This window comes from Chitinophaga dinghuensis (genome assembly GCF_003259435.1).
Lineage (GTDB): Bacteria > Bacteroidota > Bacteroidia > Chitinophagales > Chitinophagaceae > Chitinophaga > Chitinophaga dinghuensis.
In genome coordinates this window covers 210044-225128 of record NZ_QLMA01000004.1, presented here as the reverse complement: position 1 = coordinate 225128, position 15085 = coordinate 210044, and the positions used below count along the sequence as shown (strand labels likewise).

The following is a 15085-nucleotide window of genomic DNA, read 5'->3' as shown; positions in this document are numbered from 1 at the left end:
TCTGACAGCAGGCAGACAATTATCCTTCACTGTATTCCTATAGCACCCATAAGCCAGATATTTAGAAGACCCCTGCCGACAACTCAAACTATCAAAATATGAACCTTATCAGTTTATTTTGCCAACAACCGCTGCTCGACCGGGAATCCGTTCCTTTTCGGCAATTTGTATTCCAGCAACCCCGAAACAGGAAATTCCTGTTTGCAGCCATCATACTGACGATAGTACAGTTCGTTCTGTTCAAAATGTTGTATCCCTTTCCTGATTTTATTTCAGACTCCAGCAGTTATATAGACTCCAATCTGGAACATCTGAAAGTAAATTTATGGCCGATAGGATATTCCTATTTTATTGCATTTATTCATTGGATGTCGCCATCACATGTTTTCCTTATTGCAGTACAATATCTGATTTTGCAGGCAACATTGCTGTATGTATTTTTCTCTGCCTCCTACCTATTGCAGTTACGTCCTGTTAACAGTACGATATTCTTTATTTTTCTGATAGTGAATCCTGCGCTGTTGTACCTCTCTAACTGCGTATTGAGTGATACATTATTCCTATCTATCAGTATGATTATATTCATGCAATATCTCTGGATGTTCCGTCGTCCGAAGCTGTCTTATTTGCTGATACAGGGAATATTGATTGGAGTAGCTTTTACCATACGCTATACGGCTATTTATTATCCATTGGTGGCGTTACTGGCTATACCATTTGCTCATTATAAACTACCGGCGAAATTAATGGGGATCATACTTCCATGGGTATTTATTCTTCCATTTATTTCCTATACTCAGCAGCAAACGAAGGCTATCACGGGTACTGCTGAATTCTCTGTGTTCGGGGGGTGGCAGATTGCCAACAATGCCCTTTACATGTATGGTCATATACAGGTGGATAGTACGCAACTTCCTCCGGAGATGCGAAAGCTGGATCGTTATGCAAAGATATTCTTTACCAAGATAGCGCCTACGGATAAGGATCTGGCGGAATTACCAGGAACGTATTTTATCAAAATGCCTAATGCCATTCTGAAGCCTTACCTGATTATCAATCACAAATGGGGAGAACATCCAACTGCAAAGGATATGTTTAAGTCATGGGGAACCGTGTCTCCCGTATATAATGCCTATGGTAAATATCTTATTAAGAAATATCCATTCTCTTTTATGCGCTATTATATGTGGCTGAATACAAAAACTTATTTCAGTCCACATTTGGAAAAATTCACTAATTACAACCTGGGTATGAAAGAAATGTGGGCATCGCCGCAAAAATGGTTTCAGCTGGAAAGTCCTGCTGTATATAAGGTTCCGCCTACCTACGTTTTTGATCTGATAGGCAACTTATATAAATGGTTATTTGCCGCGCTGAACTTCTACTTTGCAGTATCTGTCATATTCCTGTTTACCGGCAGAAAAAAAACCAGCGGAAGTTATGTATCCTTCGCTGGTGTTTGGTTAGCTATCTTCTTTGTCATTATCAATTTCGGTTTTAGCGTATTTGCTACGCCAGTGGTATTGCGTTACCAGTTTATACCGATGATTATTATGGTGTTATTTTGTTTACATATAAATGAGCTGTCGCCTTCGGAAGACAAACCCGCAGCAGCTAACGCTTAGAGAGCTTATTTTCCTGCGGGGAGATATTTCCTTCGAGGTTATATTTCCCCGCTTTTACTTCCATCGCGCCTTTTCCGGGAACGTAGATAGTAGCGGTAGCGCCATTGGGAATCTCCACTTGCATTTTAATGTGTTCTCCCTCTAGTTGCCAATTGGAAACAATCTTTCCGTATGGGCTGATATAGCTACATTTTACCCAGGTTATTCCACCGCCGGGGATAGGATGAATATTTATTTTTTTGTAGGCAGACGCGGCTGCATCTATGCCGCCTACTACCCTGTAAAGCCAGTCGCCAACGGCCCCATAAGCATAATGATTATAGGAAGTAGCTTGCACATTACTATCCGGCAGGATGGCATTCCATTTCTCCCAAATAGTAGTAGCGCCCATTTTCACAGGGTAGAGCCAGGAAGGCCAGGTATCTTGTTTTAGCAGGTCATAGGCCGTGTGTACGTACCCGTTATTGCTGAGTGCATGCAGTAACCATGGCGTTCCCAGGAAGCCAGTAGCCAGGTGATTATTATTCGCTTTCACTAGTTCATCCAGGCGTTTGGCTGCCAGTGGCTTTATACTGTCTGGCAGCATTTGTAGTTCCAGTGCCAGTACATAAGAGGTTTGGGTATTGGGCATGGTGTATCCTTCCGGCTTCATGTAATGCTGCAGGAAGCTGGATTTCACCTGTTGTAGCATGGAGGTATAATGTTGTACATCATCCTGATGGCCGAGGATGGCTGCGGTGTTAATCAACAGTTGGGTACTATATGCCCAGAAGCACTGATCAATAAAAGGCAGCGAAGTGGAGTCTCCAGGTGCAAGCCAGTCGCCATAACCGTTGACGGTCCAGAGTCCGTCTGTACTGGCGCCCTGAATATGATCTACCCAGGCTTTCATGCTGGCATATTGTTGTGTTAGGATAGCCGTATCGCCATATACCTGGTACATTTGCCATGGCACGATGGTAGCGGCATCGCTCCATCCGGCCACGCCGTTTTTACGGGGTGGTTGCAGGTTTCGGTAGATCCATGGAATAATCGTAGGTACGGAACCGTTAGGTCTTTGATCAGCGCGAAGGTCTTGCAGCCATTTGGCGTAGAAATCGCGCACATTAAAATTGAATGCGGCCGTTCTGAAAAACACTTGTGCATCGCCGGTCCATCCGAGTCGTTCGCTTCTTTGCGGGCAATCGGTAGGTATATCCAGGAAGTTGCCTTTCAGGCTCCAGGAGATATTTTGCTGGAGTTGGTTGATTCCGGGATCTGAGCAGCTGAAGCTGCCGGTGGGCTGCATAGCAGTATATAACGCGATGGCAGTAAAATTTTCTTTCAGCGGTTTGCATCCTTCAACTTTGATGTAACGGAAGCCGTGCCAGGTGAACATCGGTTCAAAAGATTCCACGCTGTTGCCTTTTAGTATATACGTGTCCGTAGCCGTTGCTTCACGCAGATTGCCGGTATAGAAGTTGCCGTTTTTGTCCAATACTTCTGCATGGCTGATGCGGATGGTATCATTCTTTTTTCCTTTCACGCGGAAAGACACCCACCCGGCCAGGTTCTGGCCGAAATCTACCAGCTGATCCCCGTTGGGCGCGGTAAATACCCGGACAGCAGGAATACGTTCCTGTTTTTTCACGCCATCGCCAACAGTGGGTACCAGTATGTCTTTTGAGAAGGTAGCTACGGTAACTGGTTGCCAGTTGCCGGGTTGGATGTTGGCATTGTACAGCATGCCGCCGTATATATCCGCGTGTAAAACCGGGCCGGTAGTGGATTGCCAGGAGCTATCTGTATACAAGCGAATGCTACTGCCGTCGGTGAAGCGTATGTCTGCCATGGCAATAATTCCCGGATCGCTGCCATAATTATTCTTTTGCATCAATCCCCCGAAAGCGCCTCTGTACCAGCCTTCCCCTACGATTACCTGTAAATCATTTTTTCCGGATTGGAGATAGGGTTTGATATCGTACTGCCGATATTGAAGCCGGGTATCATAGCTGGTCCATCCTGGCGCGAAATATTCCTCGCCGATCTTACGGTTACCCATAAACGCTTCAAAAACGCCATGAGCAGAAATATACAAAACAGCAGATTGTACTGGTTTATGCAGCGTGAATATTTTCCGATAGATAGGGCTGGGACGCAGCAGGGTATCTTCTGCAAAACCGGGCACTATCCACTGTGCCTGGCGGCTCCATTCGGGCGACTGCGCACGTGTCTCCCTAATACCAACCATTAGCAATAACACCCATGAAATAATGAAAAGTTTCATAATATGAAAAGGAATTGATACCTGCATATTACCTATTTCAAAAATGGAGAAGCTTAACCCGATGTTAACGCCCGGAAATTTTTCCACCGAATCGCTGCTGCAGCAGGCTGCATTAAATTTAGATATAAAACCGGTAACTATGATCAACGGCCAGAAAGTGGTAGTGGTACTACCTGCTTATAATGCGGATAAAACATTGCAAATTACCTATGAGGAAATTGATCGCAATGTGGTGGATGATATCATTCTGGTGGACGACTGCAGTAAGGACAATACCGTTGCTGTAGCCAGAAATATTGGTATTCATTATATTATAAGTCACGAAAAAAATCGTGGTTATGGCGGCAATCAGAAATCCTGCTACCAAAAGGCACTGGAACTGGGCGCCGATATTATCATTATGTTACATCCTGATTATCAGTATACGCCACAACTGGTAACGCCTATGGCTACACTAATTGCTAATGGCGTATATCCAGTGGTGTTTGGCAGTCGCATCCTCGGTATGGGCGCGCTGAAAGGCGGTATGCCCTTATATAAATACTTCTTTAACCGACTGCTGACGGTTACCCAAAATCTACTCATGCGCCAAAAACTGTCTGAATATCATACCGGCTACAGGGCGTATCACCGCAGTGTCCTGGAAGCGATCCCATTTGAAAACGATTCGGAAGATTTTGTATTCGATAATGAACTAGTAGCACAGATTTTCTACAGCGGTTTTGAAATCGCTGAAATTACCTGTCCTACCCGCTATTTCAGCGAAGCCTCCTCTATCAATTTCCGTCGTAGCAGTATTTACGGCATGGGCGTATTACAGGTAAGTTTCAAATATTTCCTGCAGAAGCTGGGCATCGCTAAATTCAAACTGTTTGCAGGCATTACCCCGAATAAATTCGCCAATAAGCATAAGGGGCCGCTGGATGTTAATGAGTTACATGAAGCCCAGCTGAAAGTACTGAACAAACAGCATTCTGAGCATTCGTCAAAGTAGAAAATTATCAAGTACCAAAAGCATACCCTGATACATTACGTTGCCGATTGCCGCAACCTGTAGATTTATTAAAAATAAATGGAAACCCCCGATTTTACTCAATTCCTTCGGACTTGCCTGCTTATTTGTGCCAGGGTATATTATCCTGTTACCTGACTTTCCGTTTCCCGAATCTTTATATGAGCTTGTTCCCGGATAGGGAACTCCTTTAATAATTTTATTACATTCAATCATAGTTGTAATATTGCTGACGATAAACTGGAAGTATCTCTATAAGCTAGAATAATTAATACAATGCCTGTATCTATTTCACGCCTTACGTCTGCCGATATTCCGGCAATGATTGATCTGCTGCATATTTTTGAGGCAGTATTTGAGATGGAAGATTTTGAGTTGCCTGCCAACTCTTACCTGGACAAACTGCTTTCCAACAAAGATTTCCTTGTAATGGCTGCCCGCGACGAAAACGGAAAAGTATTGGGTGGCCTCACCGCTTATGTACTGCCTTCCTATTATGAAGAGACGGCAGAATTGTATTTGTATGATCTGGGCGTTAGTCCTGATGCGCAAAGACAAGGAATAGGCAGACTACTGCTGGACAGCCTGAAAGACTATTGCAAAAAAGGAAAATTCACGGAATTCTTTGTGCAGGCGGTGGAAGGCGACACCGAAGCGATGCGTTTCTACAATGCTACCGGTGGCAAACCACTGCGTGTAATTCATTATGACTATGAATTGTAATTAAATAATATTAATAAATAAGAAACTTTATCGGAAAAGGAAATGAAGGCTGTGGCTTCATTTCCTTTTCCGATTTTTGACGTTCCTGCCTGGTGAGGCTGGAACGATCAGTCGAGCAGTTTACTTCGTTTGGCCCCAGTTCCATCTGGCAAATTTTCCCGATTCGTTCAATTTTTCCGCTTTGCGTAAACGGAAAATTTAGGGAGACACGTGTCTTTCTAAATAAATTATTATTTTTCAATCATCATATTTCATTGAAAATCAATTTATATTAGCAATTATTCATACTTTTTAACTTATTTTCCTTCCTGGCAGAGATCGGGAAAACTCCATTTAGGAACGAATCAACTTTTCCCGATTCGTCTTCATCAGCCTCTTAACCTGTCGTTACTTTGCAAAAAAATTAACAGGTTTGAAACAGATATACCTATTTCTGAGTTTTATTTTACTGAGTATTACAGCATTCGGACAGACAGGCGCTATTAAAGGAACCATCACTTCTTCAGATGGTCAACCGGCTCCATATGTGACTATTGGATTAAAAGATACCAGAAAGGGTACGCTCACGAATGAAGATGGTACTTTCCATCTTAAAAATATCAAACAAGGTCATTACACCCTGATTATTTCTTATACCGGCACTAAGACATTATATAAAGAAGTAGACGTAGTAGCAGAGAAAACCGTTGAGTTCAATGGTTCCCTCGAAGCTTCTGCCAGTCAGCTCAACGAAGTAGTGGTAGACGGCAAACGCGGTAATACCATCAACAAACGCCAGGTAAATATTGGTAAATTACCTATTGCCAATATGGACTTGCCACAGGCAGTAACTGTAGTTGGACATAAAGTAATTGAAGAGCAACAGGCACAGCGCCTCAGCGATGTAGTGAAAAACGTGAACGGTATCTATATGGCTTCTACCCGTGCTGGTACCCAGGAAAGCTTTAACTCCCGCGGTTATCAGTTCTCTTCTACCAATACCTTTAAAAACGGCGCTCGTATCAATCCAGGCGCTATGCCGGAAATGAGTTCCCTCGAACGCGTGGAAGTACTGAAAGGTAGCGCTGCTATCCTTTACGGTAACGTGGCTCCGGGCGCGGTAATGAACATGGTCACCAAACAACCTAAATTCAACTGGGGCGGAGAAGTAAACCTCCGTGCAGGTAGCTTTGGCTTGTTCAAACCAGCTTTTGACGTATACGGACCACTGTCTCAAAATGTTGCCTTTCGTGTGAATGGTACCTTCGAAACAGCCGACAGCTATCGCGATCAGGTACATTCTAAAAGATATTATGTAAACCCCTCTTTTCTTTTCAAATTAGGCAAACGCACAGAACTCCTGGTGCAAGGCGATTACCTGAAACATGATTTCACGCCTGATTTCGGTATCGGTTCTATCGCAGATACTGCCATCATCAAAGTACCACGCAATACTTTCTATGGCGCACCATGGCAGTATGCACATACCCAACAAACTACTGCTTCTGCTAATCTCAGACACCAAATCAGCAACAACTGGAACCTGAGCGCACTGGTATCCTACTCTAAATATCAGCGCGATTACTTTGCTATTGAAAGAATTCAGGCAAAAGCTGACAGTACCTGGGAACGCCCACTGGGCCGCAATGCCAACAACGAAGATTACTACTCTGCTCAAGTCGATTTTACGGGTAAAGTAAAAACCGGCCGTATCGAACATACGATCCTTGCTGGTGCAGATGCAGACAGATACTATTCCGGTAACTACAATTCCTATGGTATCAGTACGCAGTATAAAACTTCCGGCAGCACCGTATACTATGACAAAATCAATGTATACAATCCAAATGCTTTCCCAAGAGCCACTTATATCCCAACAGATACCCTCAAAGCGGTGACTGTTTCTCCTATCAACAGAGTAGGTATCTATGTACAGGACCTGATCAGCATTTCTGAGAAAGTTAAAGTACTGGCAGGCGTTCGTTTCTCTTATCTGCAAACAGAATCGCCGGTTACCTATAATTTCATCAACGGTTCTAAAACGACTACCAGAGGCAGATACGATAACGCATTCTCTCCTAAACTGGGTATCGTCTACAAACCAAGACCCAATACGGCGCTCTTTGCCAGCTATACCAGCTCCTTTACGCCTAACACCGGCAACGATATTTATGGTAACCCATTACCAGCATCTATCATCGAACAAGTGGAAGCTGGCGTGAAAAACGATTTCTTCGACGGCTTACTGTCTGTTAACGTAACAGCTTACCGTATTAAGAATAACAACTATGCACAAACAGCTCCATTCGATTCTACCGGCAAACAAAACAACAACTCCGCTTTCAAAGCGCTGATTGGCGGAACCCTCAGCCAGGGCGTGGAACTGGATATCGCCGGCCACCCAATTAAAGGAATGGATGTAATCGCAGGTTACAGCTACAACAACATGACCATCGATAACGCTCCGGCTAACAACGGTTCTGTTAAAGGCGAACGCCTGGTAGGTAACCCAAATCATACTGCCAACGCCAGCATTTTCTACACCATCCAGGAATCCAAACTGAAAGGACTGAAATTCGGCGCAGGCTTCTACTACATAGGTCAACGCTATGCAGGCTGGAACAACACTACAGATAGTAAAGGTCAGATCGCAGCCAACAGATTAATCTCTGTTCCTGGCTTCTCTACCCTGGATATTTCTGCCGGATACACGATCAAAAAGATCAGTGTAATGGCCAAAGTATCTAACCTGACCAACACATATAACTACTACGTGCATGAGAATTACAGCATCAATCCGATTCCTCCTACCCAGTTTGTAGGTACCGTTTCGTACAGATTCTAAAAATTCTTAACACACACTTAAAATGATACATTTGCGGCGAAGCTCGCCGCAAATGTATTTTTGATTAAAAGATTATTCGTAAAAAAGCTTTTTTTATCACAGATTCCTATATGAAAATTTTCTTCAGACGTATTCATCTGTATCTTGGTTTGGCCGCAGGTTTGATCATTACCATCAGCTGCCTGACAGGCGCTATGCTTGTCTTTGAAACAGATATCACCCAGGCACTGAACCATGACCGCTACTTCGTAACGCCCGCCGGCAACCGCCTCCCACTGGATACGCTGGCCGCCCGCGTGCAACAAGTAGTACCAAAGGCTAAAATCGCCCGCATACAGGTGTTCGCAGATCCTAACAGGACCGTGCAAGTACTCTTTGAAGAAGGAAAGAAAAAAGAAGGGAAAGAAGGAAAGGAAGGAAAAGGCGAAAGAGCAGAGAAACAAGAGAAAGCCAAAGGGGACAAACCAGGAAAAGAAGCGCCTAAAAAGAAAGAAAAAGGACGTACTGCATTTGTAAACCCTTATACCGGTCAGGTTATTGAACTGTACAGCTATCAGAACACTTTCTATTATAAAATATTCTCCCTGCACCGCTGGCTCCTCTCCGGCGATACCGGTAAAGTAATCATCGGTTCCAGTACCTTCATTTTCCTCTTCATCCTTATCACAGGAATTATTCTCTGGATACCTAAAACCAAGAATATCCTCCAACAACGCCTCAAAATCAAATGGGATGGCAACTGGAAACGCGTCAACAATGACCTGCACGTGGTGCTGGGCTTCTATACCAGTATTTTCTTATTCATTATTGCATTCACCGGACTGACATGGTCTTTCCAGTGGTTCAGTAATGCTTTCTATGCGCCTATTGGCGGTACCAAACAGGCTACTATGCCTAACAGCGCGCCAGTTGTTGCAGATGCCAACCAGGTAATCTCCTTTGAAACAGCCGTAACAGCTGTCCAAAAAGCGGATCCTACTGCCTTCTTCTATACCGTAGCCGCTCCGAAAGACAGCGCCGCTACATTCGTAGTCAATGCACTGCCTAAGAACGCCAACATAGAAGTAGCCACCACCACGTATTATGTAGACCAACATGCAGGTAACATCGTGTCTTCCCAAACCTTTGCGGAACGTCAGTTAAATCAGCAGGTTAAAAGTCTCATTAAACCAATACATACCGGCGCCCTCTATGGCACGCCCACTAAAATACTCTGGCTGATGATCGCACTGATGGGAGCCATTTTCCCAACTACCGGTACCCTCATGTGGATCAACAGAACCCGCAAAAAGAAAAAGAAAGCACCCGCAAAAACACCTTTGCAAGAAAGTGTAACAGCATAAACAAAAAACTCGCAGCCTAGGCTGCGAGTTTTTTGTTTTAAAGGCTGCAAAGGATTTTCCTTTAATCCCATTTCCCATGACTGCCTGCAAATAATTTTATATTATTGCTATCGGCCCAAACCAACTGAAAGGAGGGAATATCCATGGTTTCTTACGAACAAGCCAGAAACATTGTAGCACTGCAGCTAAAAGACTCCCCGGATATCGTTATATCCAGTACCACCGAGCTACCCTATGCCTGGGTATTTAACTACAACACCCGCCAATATCTCGAAACGGGCGATGTCATGTACATACTGGCAGGTAATTCTCCTTACTTTATTTCCAAACTAACCGGCGAAGTCTGGACCACCTATTCTGCATACTCACAGGATCAAATGCAGGAGATTTATGAAGAGGAATTTCAAATATACCAGCTAATAATAGATCCGGCATTACTCCATCATTCCAGGACTTTACAAGGCATTAAGACGGCCCTGCAATTATCGCTTCCGGAATTAAATGCCATAAAAGTGAAAGCCGATGGAATACTGACCTCCGGCGGACGCCACCGCATAGACAGTTGCACAGCGGCATTGTTACGCGCTGGTATAACCGCAACGGTTACACTAAACCCTGCGCCCTATTTCCTCCACAAACACATCACCATTCGCGCCTCCCCCGCTAAAGTCTGGGACTCTCTCACCAACCCTGCATTAATTCGTTTATGGATGCCCGATATAGATGCCCAATTGACCTCTAACTGGGAAAAAGGAAGTGAAATCAGGCTGGAAGGTCATATACACGGACTCCCATTCCTCAATAAAGGCAGTATACAACAAATAAAACCACCCACATTATTGGAATATACCTGGTGGAGCTCTCTCACAGCAGTAGCAGATACGCCGGAAAATTACTCGGTAATCCAGTTTCAACTACAAACCGGATCTTCCTATATGACACCGCTCACGTTCAGGCAAACAGGATTTGTATCAGAAGTATCCTTACTTCATTTCAATTTTTACTGGAATACTACACTGGCACTTATTCAGCGCCTGAATGAAAAATAATTAGCCCGGAGAGGCAGCCGATAAAGCATTCTTTGCGGCCTGATCCATCTCCGATCATTCCTGGATTTATTCTTTGCGCGCTTTGCGAGAAATACCGCTTATACTAACTGTTTCCGAATCGTATTCGGCGTACTGCCATACCATTTCTTAAAACTATGCTGAAAAGCTGCCGGCTCAGCATATCCCAGCAGATAGCCTACATCCGCCACGGAATATTGATTATGTCGCAGTAACATCAGCGCCAGGTCTTTATTCAGATCATCTGTCAGTTGGCGGAAGGTCACCTGTTCTTTTGCCAGCGCACGCTGGAAAGTACGGGTGGTCATATTGAATCCGTCGGCCACCGTTTTTAGTTCCGGTAAGGCCGGCGTTGCCATTTGCAGCGCGGCAATTTTCACTTTATTGATAAAACCCATCTCCTGTTTCAATCCTTCGATCATCTTCAGATACTGCGGCACCAGGAAATCCAGTTGCAGTCGGCTATACTTGCCGATGGCCGCCTGTAAGCGTATATCCGAGAACGTGATAGCATATATTTTATCCTGGCAGAAATCTTCCGGATAAGATTCGTTCCATGCCGGCGAATGAATCCTATACTGCAAAGGCCCCGCACTCATCATTTGCAATTCCTTTGCTACAATAGACAGCAAGGCTTCCAGCAGAAAACGGTTGCCACTATCTTCCTTATTATTAACGTGCAGGGATATACGATGATGTGTTCCCTGACTATCCACCTTCATTTCTATAAAAGGTAAAGTGGCCGCTACAAAGTGTTGCAGGTAGAATATACCTTCCTCTATGGTCGCTGCCTGCAGCGATATCTGGTAAATCAATCCCAGGGCACTCAACTGCATAAAGCCCGCTACTCTGATACCGAGTAGTTCTTCCTGCGTAATCGCATCTATGCGGGCCAGCACCTCGTAGAGGTAAGCTACCGGCACCATGTCCTGGTCTGCCTGGAGGCGACTGAAATCCGCCTGCAATGCTGTAACGACCGACTGATCCCGCTCTGCAAAGGTGAGCGCCGCAAAATCAATAAATGGCTTGATATGGGCAGCTAAAATAAGGGAAGACATACCAAAAACAATTTTGTCGTAAAATATCAATTTTAAAGGTAGCCAACAAACTAGTTTTGTTAAAAATTAAATGATATGGAAACACTGAAAAAAGTATTAATGGTAAACGCAATCAGCTCAGGAGCAACTGGTATTCTAATGGTCATCCTTCCTGGCTTTATATCTAACCTGTTCGGTACAACTATCAACTGGCCGTATATCGCAGTAGGCGCATTTCTCATCGTTTTTGCCACTTTTGTAGGCATTACCGCCAGAAAGCCGCAAACATCCATGGTACGACTCATCATTGCCGGAGATGTCACCTGGGTTATTGGAAGCGCGCTGATTATTACAGAAGGATTATTCGGGCTAACCACCATCGGCTATGTAGCTACCGGCGCAGTAGCCGCCTGGGTGGCCATGATGGCGATTTTGCAATACAAATTCTTACGGGTGGCTATTCAGCAGGCCAGCCATTAAGTGATAAAATCTGCACCAGGGGTTAAAACGGGCGAAATCTTTGGTGCAGTTTTATTTACATTTGAAGCCTAAAAAAGGTTTTCATGTACGCATTTTTACTGGCACTGCATTCCCTGGTACGCTGGCTGGTGGTAATAGCCATGGTTGTTTCACTTTTCACTACCTGGCGCGGATGGCTCCAAAGCCGGACTTTCACCCCTCAAAACAAATTGATTCGCACCCTTACCACCGCGGTTTCACATGTACAAGGCATGATAGGCATTGCGCTGTATTTTATCAGTCCTGTCGTACTCTATTTCCTGCAGAATTTTGGAAATGCGGTAAAGTTACGGGAGATACGGTTCTTCGGATTGGAACATAGTTCTATGATGCTCACAGGTATTATTCTCCTTACCATAGGCGCTTATAAATCCAAGCGTCGTTCTACAGACAAAGAACGGTTTAAAACGCTGGCCATCTGGTACACGATTGCATTTGTGATTATGTTCTTCAGCATTCCGTGGGCATTTTCGCCGCTCACCAGCAGACCCTACCTACGTCCTTTCTGATAAATAATTTCGTAGTCCGTCAGACAATTATTTTTTAAATTCGTAAGTATGACGGACAAGCATAAATTTACTGATCCTTCAACCTACCTGGCTCACCTGGAACATCCGCTGAAAGAGGTGGTAGAAGCCTTAAGGACCATCTTACTAAAGGCCTCGCCTGAAATCGGAGAACAAATAAAATGGAACTCCCTGAGTTTTTATTTTACTGGGGAGATGCCCGCCTTCGACGCCAAAACCTACCAGCGAGACATGGTAGTGTTTAATGTCCATAAGAAAGAATATATCCTGTTGGTATTCCCCAACGGAGCCAGCATCACCGATACCAGCGGACTACTGGAAGGCGCCTATGCCGATGGCAGAAGAATGATCAAATTTGCCAGTATAAAAGAGGTAGACGCACATAAGGCCGACCTGCAACAAATCGTCAAAAACTGGCTGAAACAGGTTATTAAAACATAAATTCATAGACTTGCATCTGCTTCATTATACCGGAACCCTCGCTTTACATCGTCAGCATCAGCAATTCAATGCTGCATACAGCATGATGAAAGCGGATCTTGCCGCACTGGAACAACAACTGGGATTTCTACACCCCTCCGAATTGGCGATTTATCGGCAATTTCCCTCAGAAAACAGGAAAATCAGCTACCTGCTCGGCCGACTCACCGCCAAACATGCAGTAGCTGCACTCCATACTATTACTGATCTTCAGGCTATTCAAATTAACCGGGGCATCTTTGAATTTCCCATTGTATCGCATCCGCAGATTCAGCAAGTACAAGTAAGTATCACCCACAGTAATAACCTGGGTATGGCCATTGCCTTTCCGGAAGCGCATCCTATGGCCATTGATTTCGAAACCATTCGCCAGGACAATATGGAGGCGCTGGATGTAGCCATCATGCCGGCAGAAAAAAACCTGCTGCGAGCAGCAGGTTTATCTACCGTAAACGGATATACGCTCTTATGGACCGTAAAAGAAGCCCTTTCTAAAGTATTAAAGACAGGATTAACCGCCGGTTTTGAGATCCTGGAGACAGACGCCATACAGACAACTGGCGGTCTCACCGAAACAACGTTCAAACATTTTTCTCAATACAAAGCCTGGTCTTTCTTTTCGGATACCGATATCTGTACATTGGTCTTACCTAAAAACACACATACCGATATCCGTATTTTACAACAACAATTTATCTCGCTGTCAAACCACCCTTAGCCTTCCATAAAGAAAATGCATGCAGAAAGGATTGCTGCTGATCATTATACAGGTAATGTGCGGCATGATCAAAGTATGCCAACCTCGCATTTTTCGCTCCTGTAATCCGTTCCAGTTCTGCTATTTGTTTAACGGAAAACAATCCATCGTCCTTGCCATAGATGGCGAAAATCGGCATACCGGATTTTTTCAGACGTTGTAAAACAGGGATATTATTGATCATCGAATAATGCTCATTTTGCCAGAAACCACTTACTGGAGCATCGTTACTTTTGGCGGCATACTGCTGGTATAGCGTATCTGTGTCTAATCTTTTATAAATTTCAACTGCAGCGGAATCCCGGTGAGGAGTCGCGAAGAATCCGTTCCTGGAAGCCTGTCGGAAACATCCTCTTCTGAATTCCTGAGAACCTCTGTCCAGTTTTTGCAGCGCCGCCAGGTCCTGTAAGCCGGCACTATCTTTCCTCTTCCTGTAGATATCGGAACAACTTTCAATGATAGTACTGTAAGTTGCCTGCACATCTACCAAAGCGCTTACCAGTACTAATGATTGCACCTTCTCCGGATATTTGTCGGCAAACAAAGTTGCCACTATACCACCGAAACTAAATCCAATAACAGTGGCTTTAGGGAGATGATATTCCCTCATGATGGCGTTAAGGTCGTCAAAGCTTTGCTGGAAAGTATACTGTGCTGCCATTCCGGACGCACGGCCCTCTCCTCTTCTGTCGTAAGTGATGACATAAAAACCCTGATCCGCTAATAACTGCGCCGTTGTACTTTCGAAATTGATCGAGTTACTACCCGGACCACCATGCAAGAAAATAACGGGAGGATGTCGTTTATCGCCGTAAGCATGACTAGGCAACGACTGGGCAAAGCTCATGACAGGCAGGAGCAACAATAGCAGGAAACGCATGGAATAAGTAATTCGATTTATCTTT

Annotated in this window: 13 protein-coding genes; 10 read left to right on the top strand and 3 right to left on the bottom strand. The window is 44.4% G+C overall.

The window, feature by feature from the left end:
* Positions 1–98 precede the first annotated feature (98 nt).
* Positions 99–1625 (top strand): hypothetical protein, encoded by a 1527-nt coding sequence (locus CLV59_RS13090; protein WP_111592498.1) that lies wholly within the window; start codon positions 99–101, stop codon positions 1623–1625.
* On the opposite strand, the gene CLV59_RS13085 is transcribed toward CLV59_RS13090, so the two are convergent.
* Positions 1615–3891 (bottom strand): alpha-L-rhamnosidase, encoded by a 2277-nt coding sequence (locus CLV59_RS13085; RefSeq protein ID WP_170137737.1) that lies wholly within the window; start codon positions 3889–3891, stop codon positions 1615–1617. The genes CLV59_RS13090 and CLV59_RS13085 overlap by 11 nt on opposite strands.
* Positions 3892–3934: 43 nt before the next feature.
* On the opposite strand from CLV59_RS13085, the gene CLV59_RS13080 reads away from it, so the two are divergent.
* The 5 genes from CLV59_RS13080 (at position 3935) to CLV59_RS13055 (ending at position 10842) form a co-directional block, all read left to right on the top strand.
* Positions 3935–4885 (top strand): glycosyltransferase family 2 protein, encoded by a 951-nt coding sequence (locus CLV59_RS13080; protein ID WP_245950863.1) that lies wholly within the window; start codon positions 3935–3937, stop codon positions 4883–4885.
* A 294-nt stretch (positions 4886–5179) separates the two neighbouring features.
* Positions 5180–5626 (top strand): GNAT family N-acetyltransferase, encoded by a 447-nt coding sequence (locus CLV59_RS13070; RefSeq protein WP_111592495.1) that lies wholly within the window; start codon positions 5180–5182, stop codon positions 5624–5626.
* 412 nt (positions 5627–6038) lie between these two features.
* Positions 6039–8450 (top strand): TonB-dependent receptor, encoded by a 2412-nt coding sequence (locus tag CLV59_RS13065; RefSeq protein WP_245950862.1) that lies wholly within the window; start codon positions 6039–6041, stop codon positions 8448–8450.
* 110 nt (positions 8451–8560) lie between these two features.
* Positions 8561–9793 carry a PepSY-associated TM helix domain-containing protein gene (locus tag CLV59_RS13060; RefSeq protein WP_111592493.1) on the top strand — a complete coding sequence of 411 codons (1233 nt, stop codon included), beginning with the start codon at positions 8561–8563 and terminating at the stop codon, positions 9791–9793.
* A gap of 143 nt (positions 9794–9936) precedes the next feature.
* Positions 9937–10842 (top strand): SRPBCC domain-containing protein, encoded by a 906-nt coding sequence (locus CLV59_RS13055; RefSeq protein ID WP_111592492.1) that lies wholly within the window; start codon positions 9937–9939, stop codon positions 10840–10842.
* Between the two features lie 98 nt (positions 10843–10940).
* On the opposite strand, the gene CLV59_RS13050 is transcribed toward CLV59_RS13055, so the two are convergent.
* Positions 10941–11918 (bottom strand): helix-turn-helix transcriptional regulator, encoded by a 978-nt coding sequence (locus CLV59_RS13050; RefSeq protein WP_111592491.1) that lies wholly within the window; start codon positions 11916–11918, stop codon positions 10941–10943.
* A gap of 75 nt (positions 11919–11993) precedes the next feature.
* Between CLV59_RS13050 and CLV59_RS13045 the strand changes: the two genes are divergently transcribed.
* The 4 genes from CLV59_RS13045 (at position 11994) to CLV59_RS13030 (ending at position 14141) form a co-directional block, all read left to right on the top strand.
* Positions 11994–12377 carry a hypothetical protein gene (locus CLV59_RS13045; protein ID WP_111592490.1) on the top strand — a complete coding sequence of 128 codons (384 nt, stop codon included), beginning with the start codon at positions 11994–11996 and terminating at the stop codon, positions 12375–12377.
* An 83-nt stretch (positions 12378–12460) separates the two neighbouring features.
* Positions 12461–12925: a hypothetical protein gene (locus CLV59_RS13040; RefSeq protein ID WP_111592489.1), complete on the top strand. Its 465-nt coding sequence runs from the start codon at positions 12461–12463 to the stop codon at positions 12923–12925.
* A 48-nt stretch (positions 12926–12973) separates the two neighbouring features.
* Complete coding sequence (locus CLV59_RS13035; protein WP_111592488.1) at positions 12974–13384, top strand: DUF1801 domain-containing protein; 411 nt, start codon at positions 12974–12976, stop codon at positions 13382–13384.
* A 10-nt stretch (positions 13385–13394) separates the two neighbouring features.
* A complete protein-coding gene (locus CLV59_RS13030; RefSeq protein WP_111592487.1) occupies positions 13395–14141 on the top strand; it encodes a 4'-phosphopantetheinyl transferase family protein in 747 nt (248 codons plus the stop codon).
* Here CLV59_RS13030 and CLV59_RS13025 read toward each other — a convergent pair.
* A complete protein-coding gene (locus tag CLV59_RS13025) occupies positions 14116–15060 on the bottom strand; it encodes an alpha/beta hydrolase (RefSeq protein ID WP_170137736.1) in 945 nt (314 codons plus the stop codon). The two genes, CLV59_RS13030 and CLV59_RS13025, sit on opposite strands and share 26 nt — an antisense overlap.
* Positions 15061–15085: the final 25 nt, after the last annotated feature.

Coding starts and splice junctions, on each gene's coding strand:
- CLV59_RS13040 (WP_111592489.1), top strand. CDS start 12,461: ATGTACGCATTTTTACTGGCACTGCATTCCCTGGTACGCTGGCTGGTG.
- CLV59_RS13035 (WP_111592488.1), top strand. CDS start 12,974: ATGACGGACAAGCATAAATTTACTGATCCTTCAACCTACCTGGCTCAC.
- CLV59_RS13085 (WP_170137737.1), bottom strand. CDS start 3,891: ATGAAACTTTTCATTATTTCATGGGTGTTATTGCTAATGGTTGGTATT.
- CLV59_RS13050 (WP_111592491.1), bottom strand. CDS start 11,918: ATGTCTTCCCTTATTTTAGCTGCCCATATCAAGCCATTTATTGATTTT.
- CLV59_RS13045 (WP_111592490.1), top strand. CDS start 11,994: ATGGAAACACTGAAAAAAGTATTAATGGTAAACGCAATCAGCTCAGGA.
- CLV59_RS13090 (WP_111592498.1), top strand. CDS start 99: ATGAACCTTATCAGTTTATTTTGCCAACAACCGCTGCTCGACCGGGAA.
- CLV59_RS13070 (WP_111592495.1), top strand. CDS start 5,180: ATGCCTGTATCTATTTCACGCCTTACGTCTGCCGATATTCCGGCAATG.
- CLV59_RS13025 (WP_170137736.1), bottom strand. CDS start 15,060: ATGCGTTTCCTGCTATTGTTGCTCCTGCCTGTCATGAGCTTTGCCCAG.
- CLV59_RS13080 (WP_245950863.1), top strand. CDS start 3,935: ATGGAGAAGCTTAACCCGATGTTAACGCCCGGAAATTTTTCCACCGAA.
- CLV59_RS13060 (WP_111592493.1), top strand. CDS start 8,561: ATGAAAATTTTCTTCAGACGTATTCATCTGTATCTTGGTTTGGCCGCA.
- CLV59_RS13055 (WP_111592492.1), top strand. CDS start 9,937: ATGGTTTCTTACGAACAAGCCAGAAACATTGTAGCACTGCAGCTAAAA.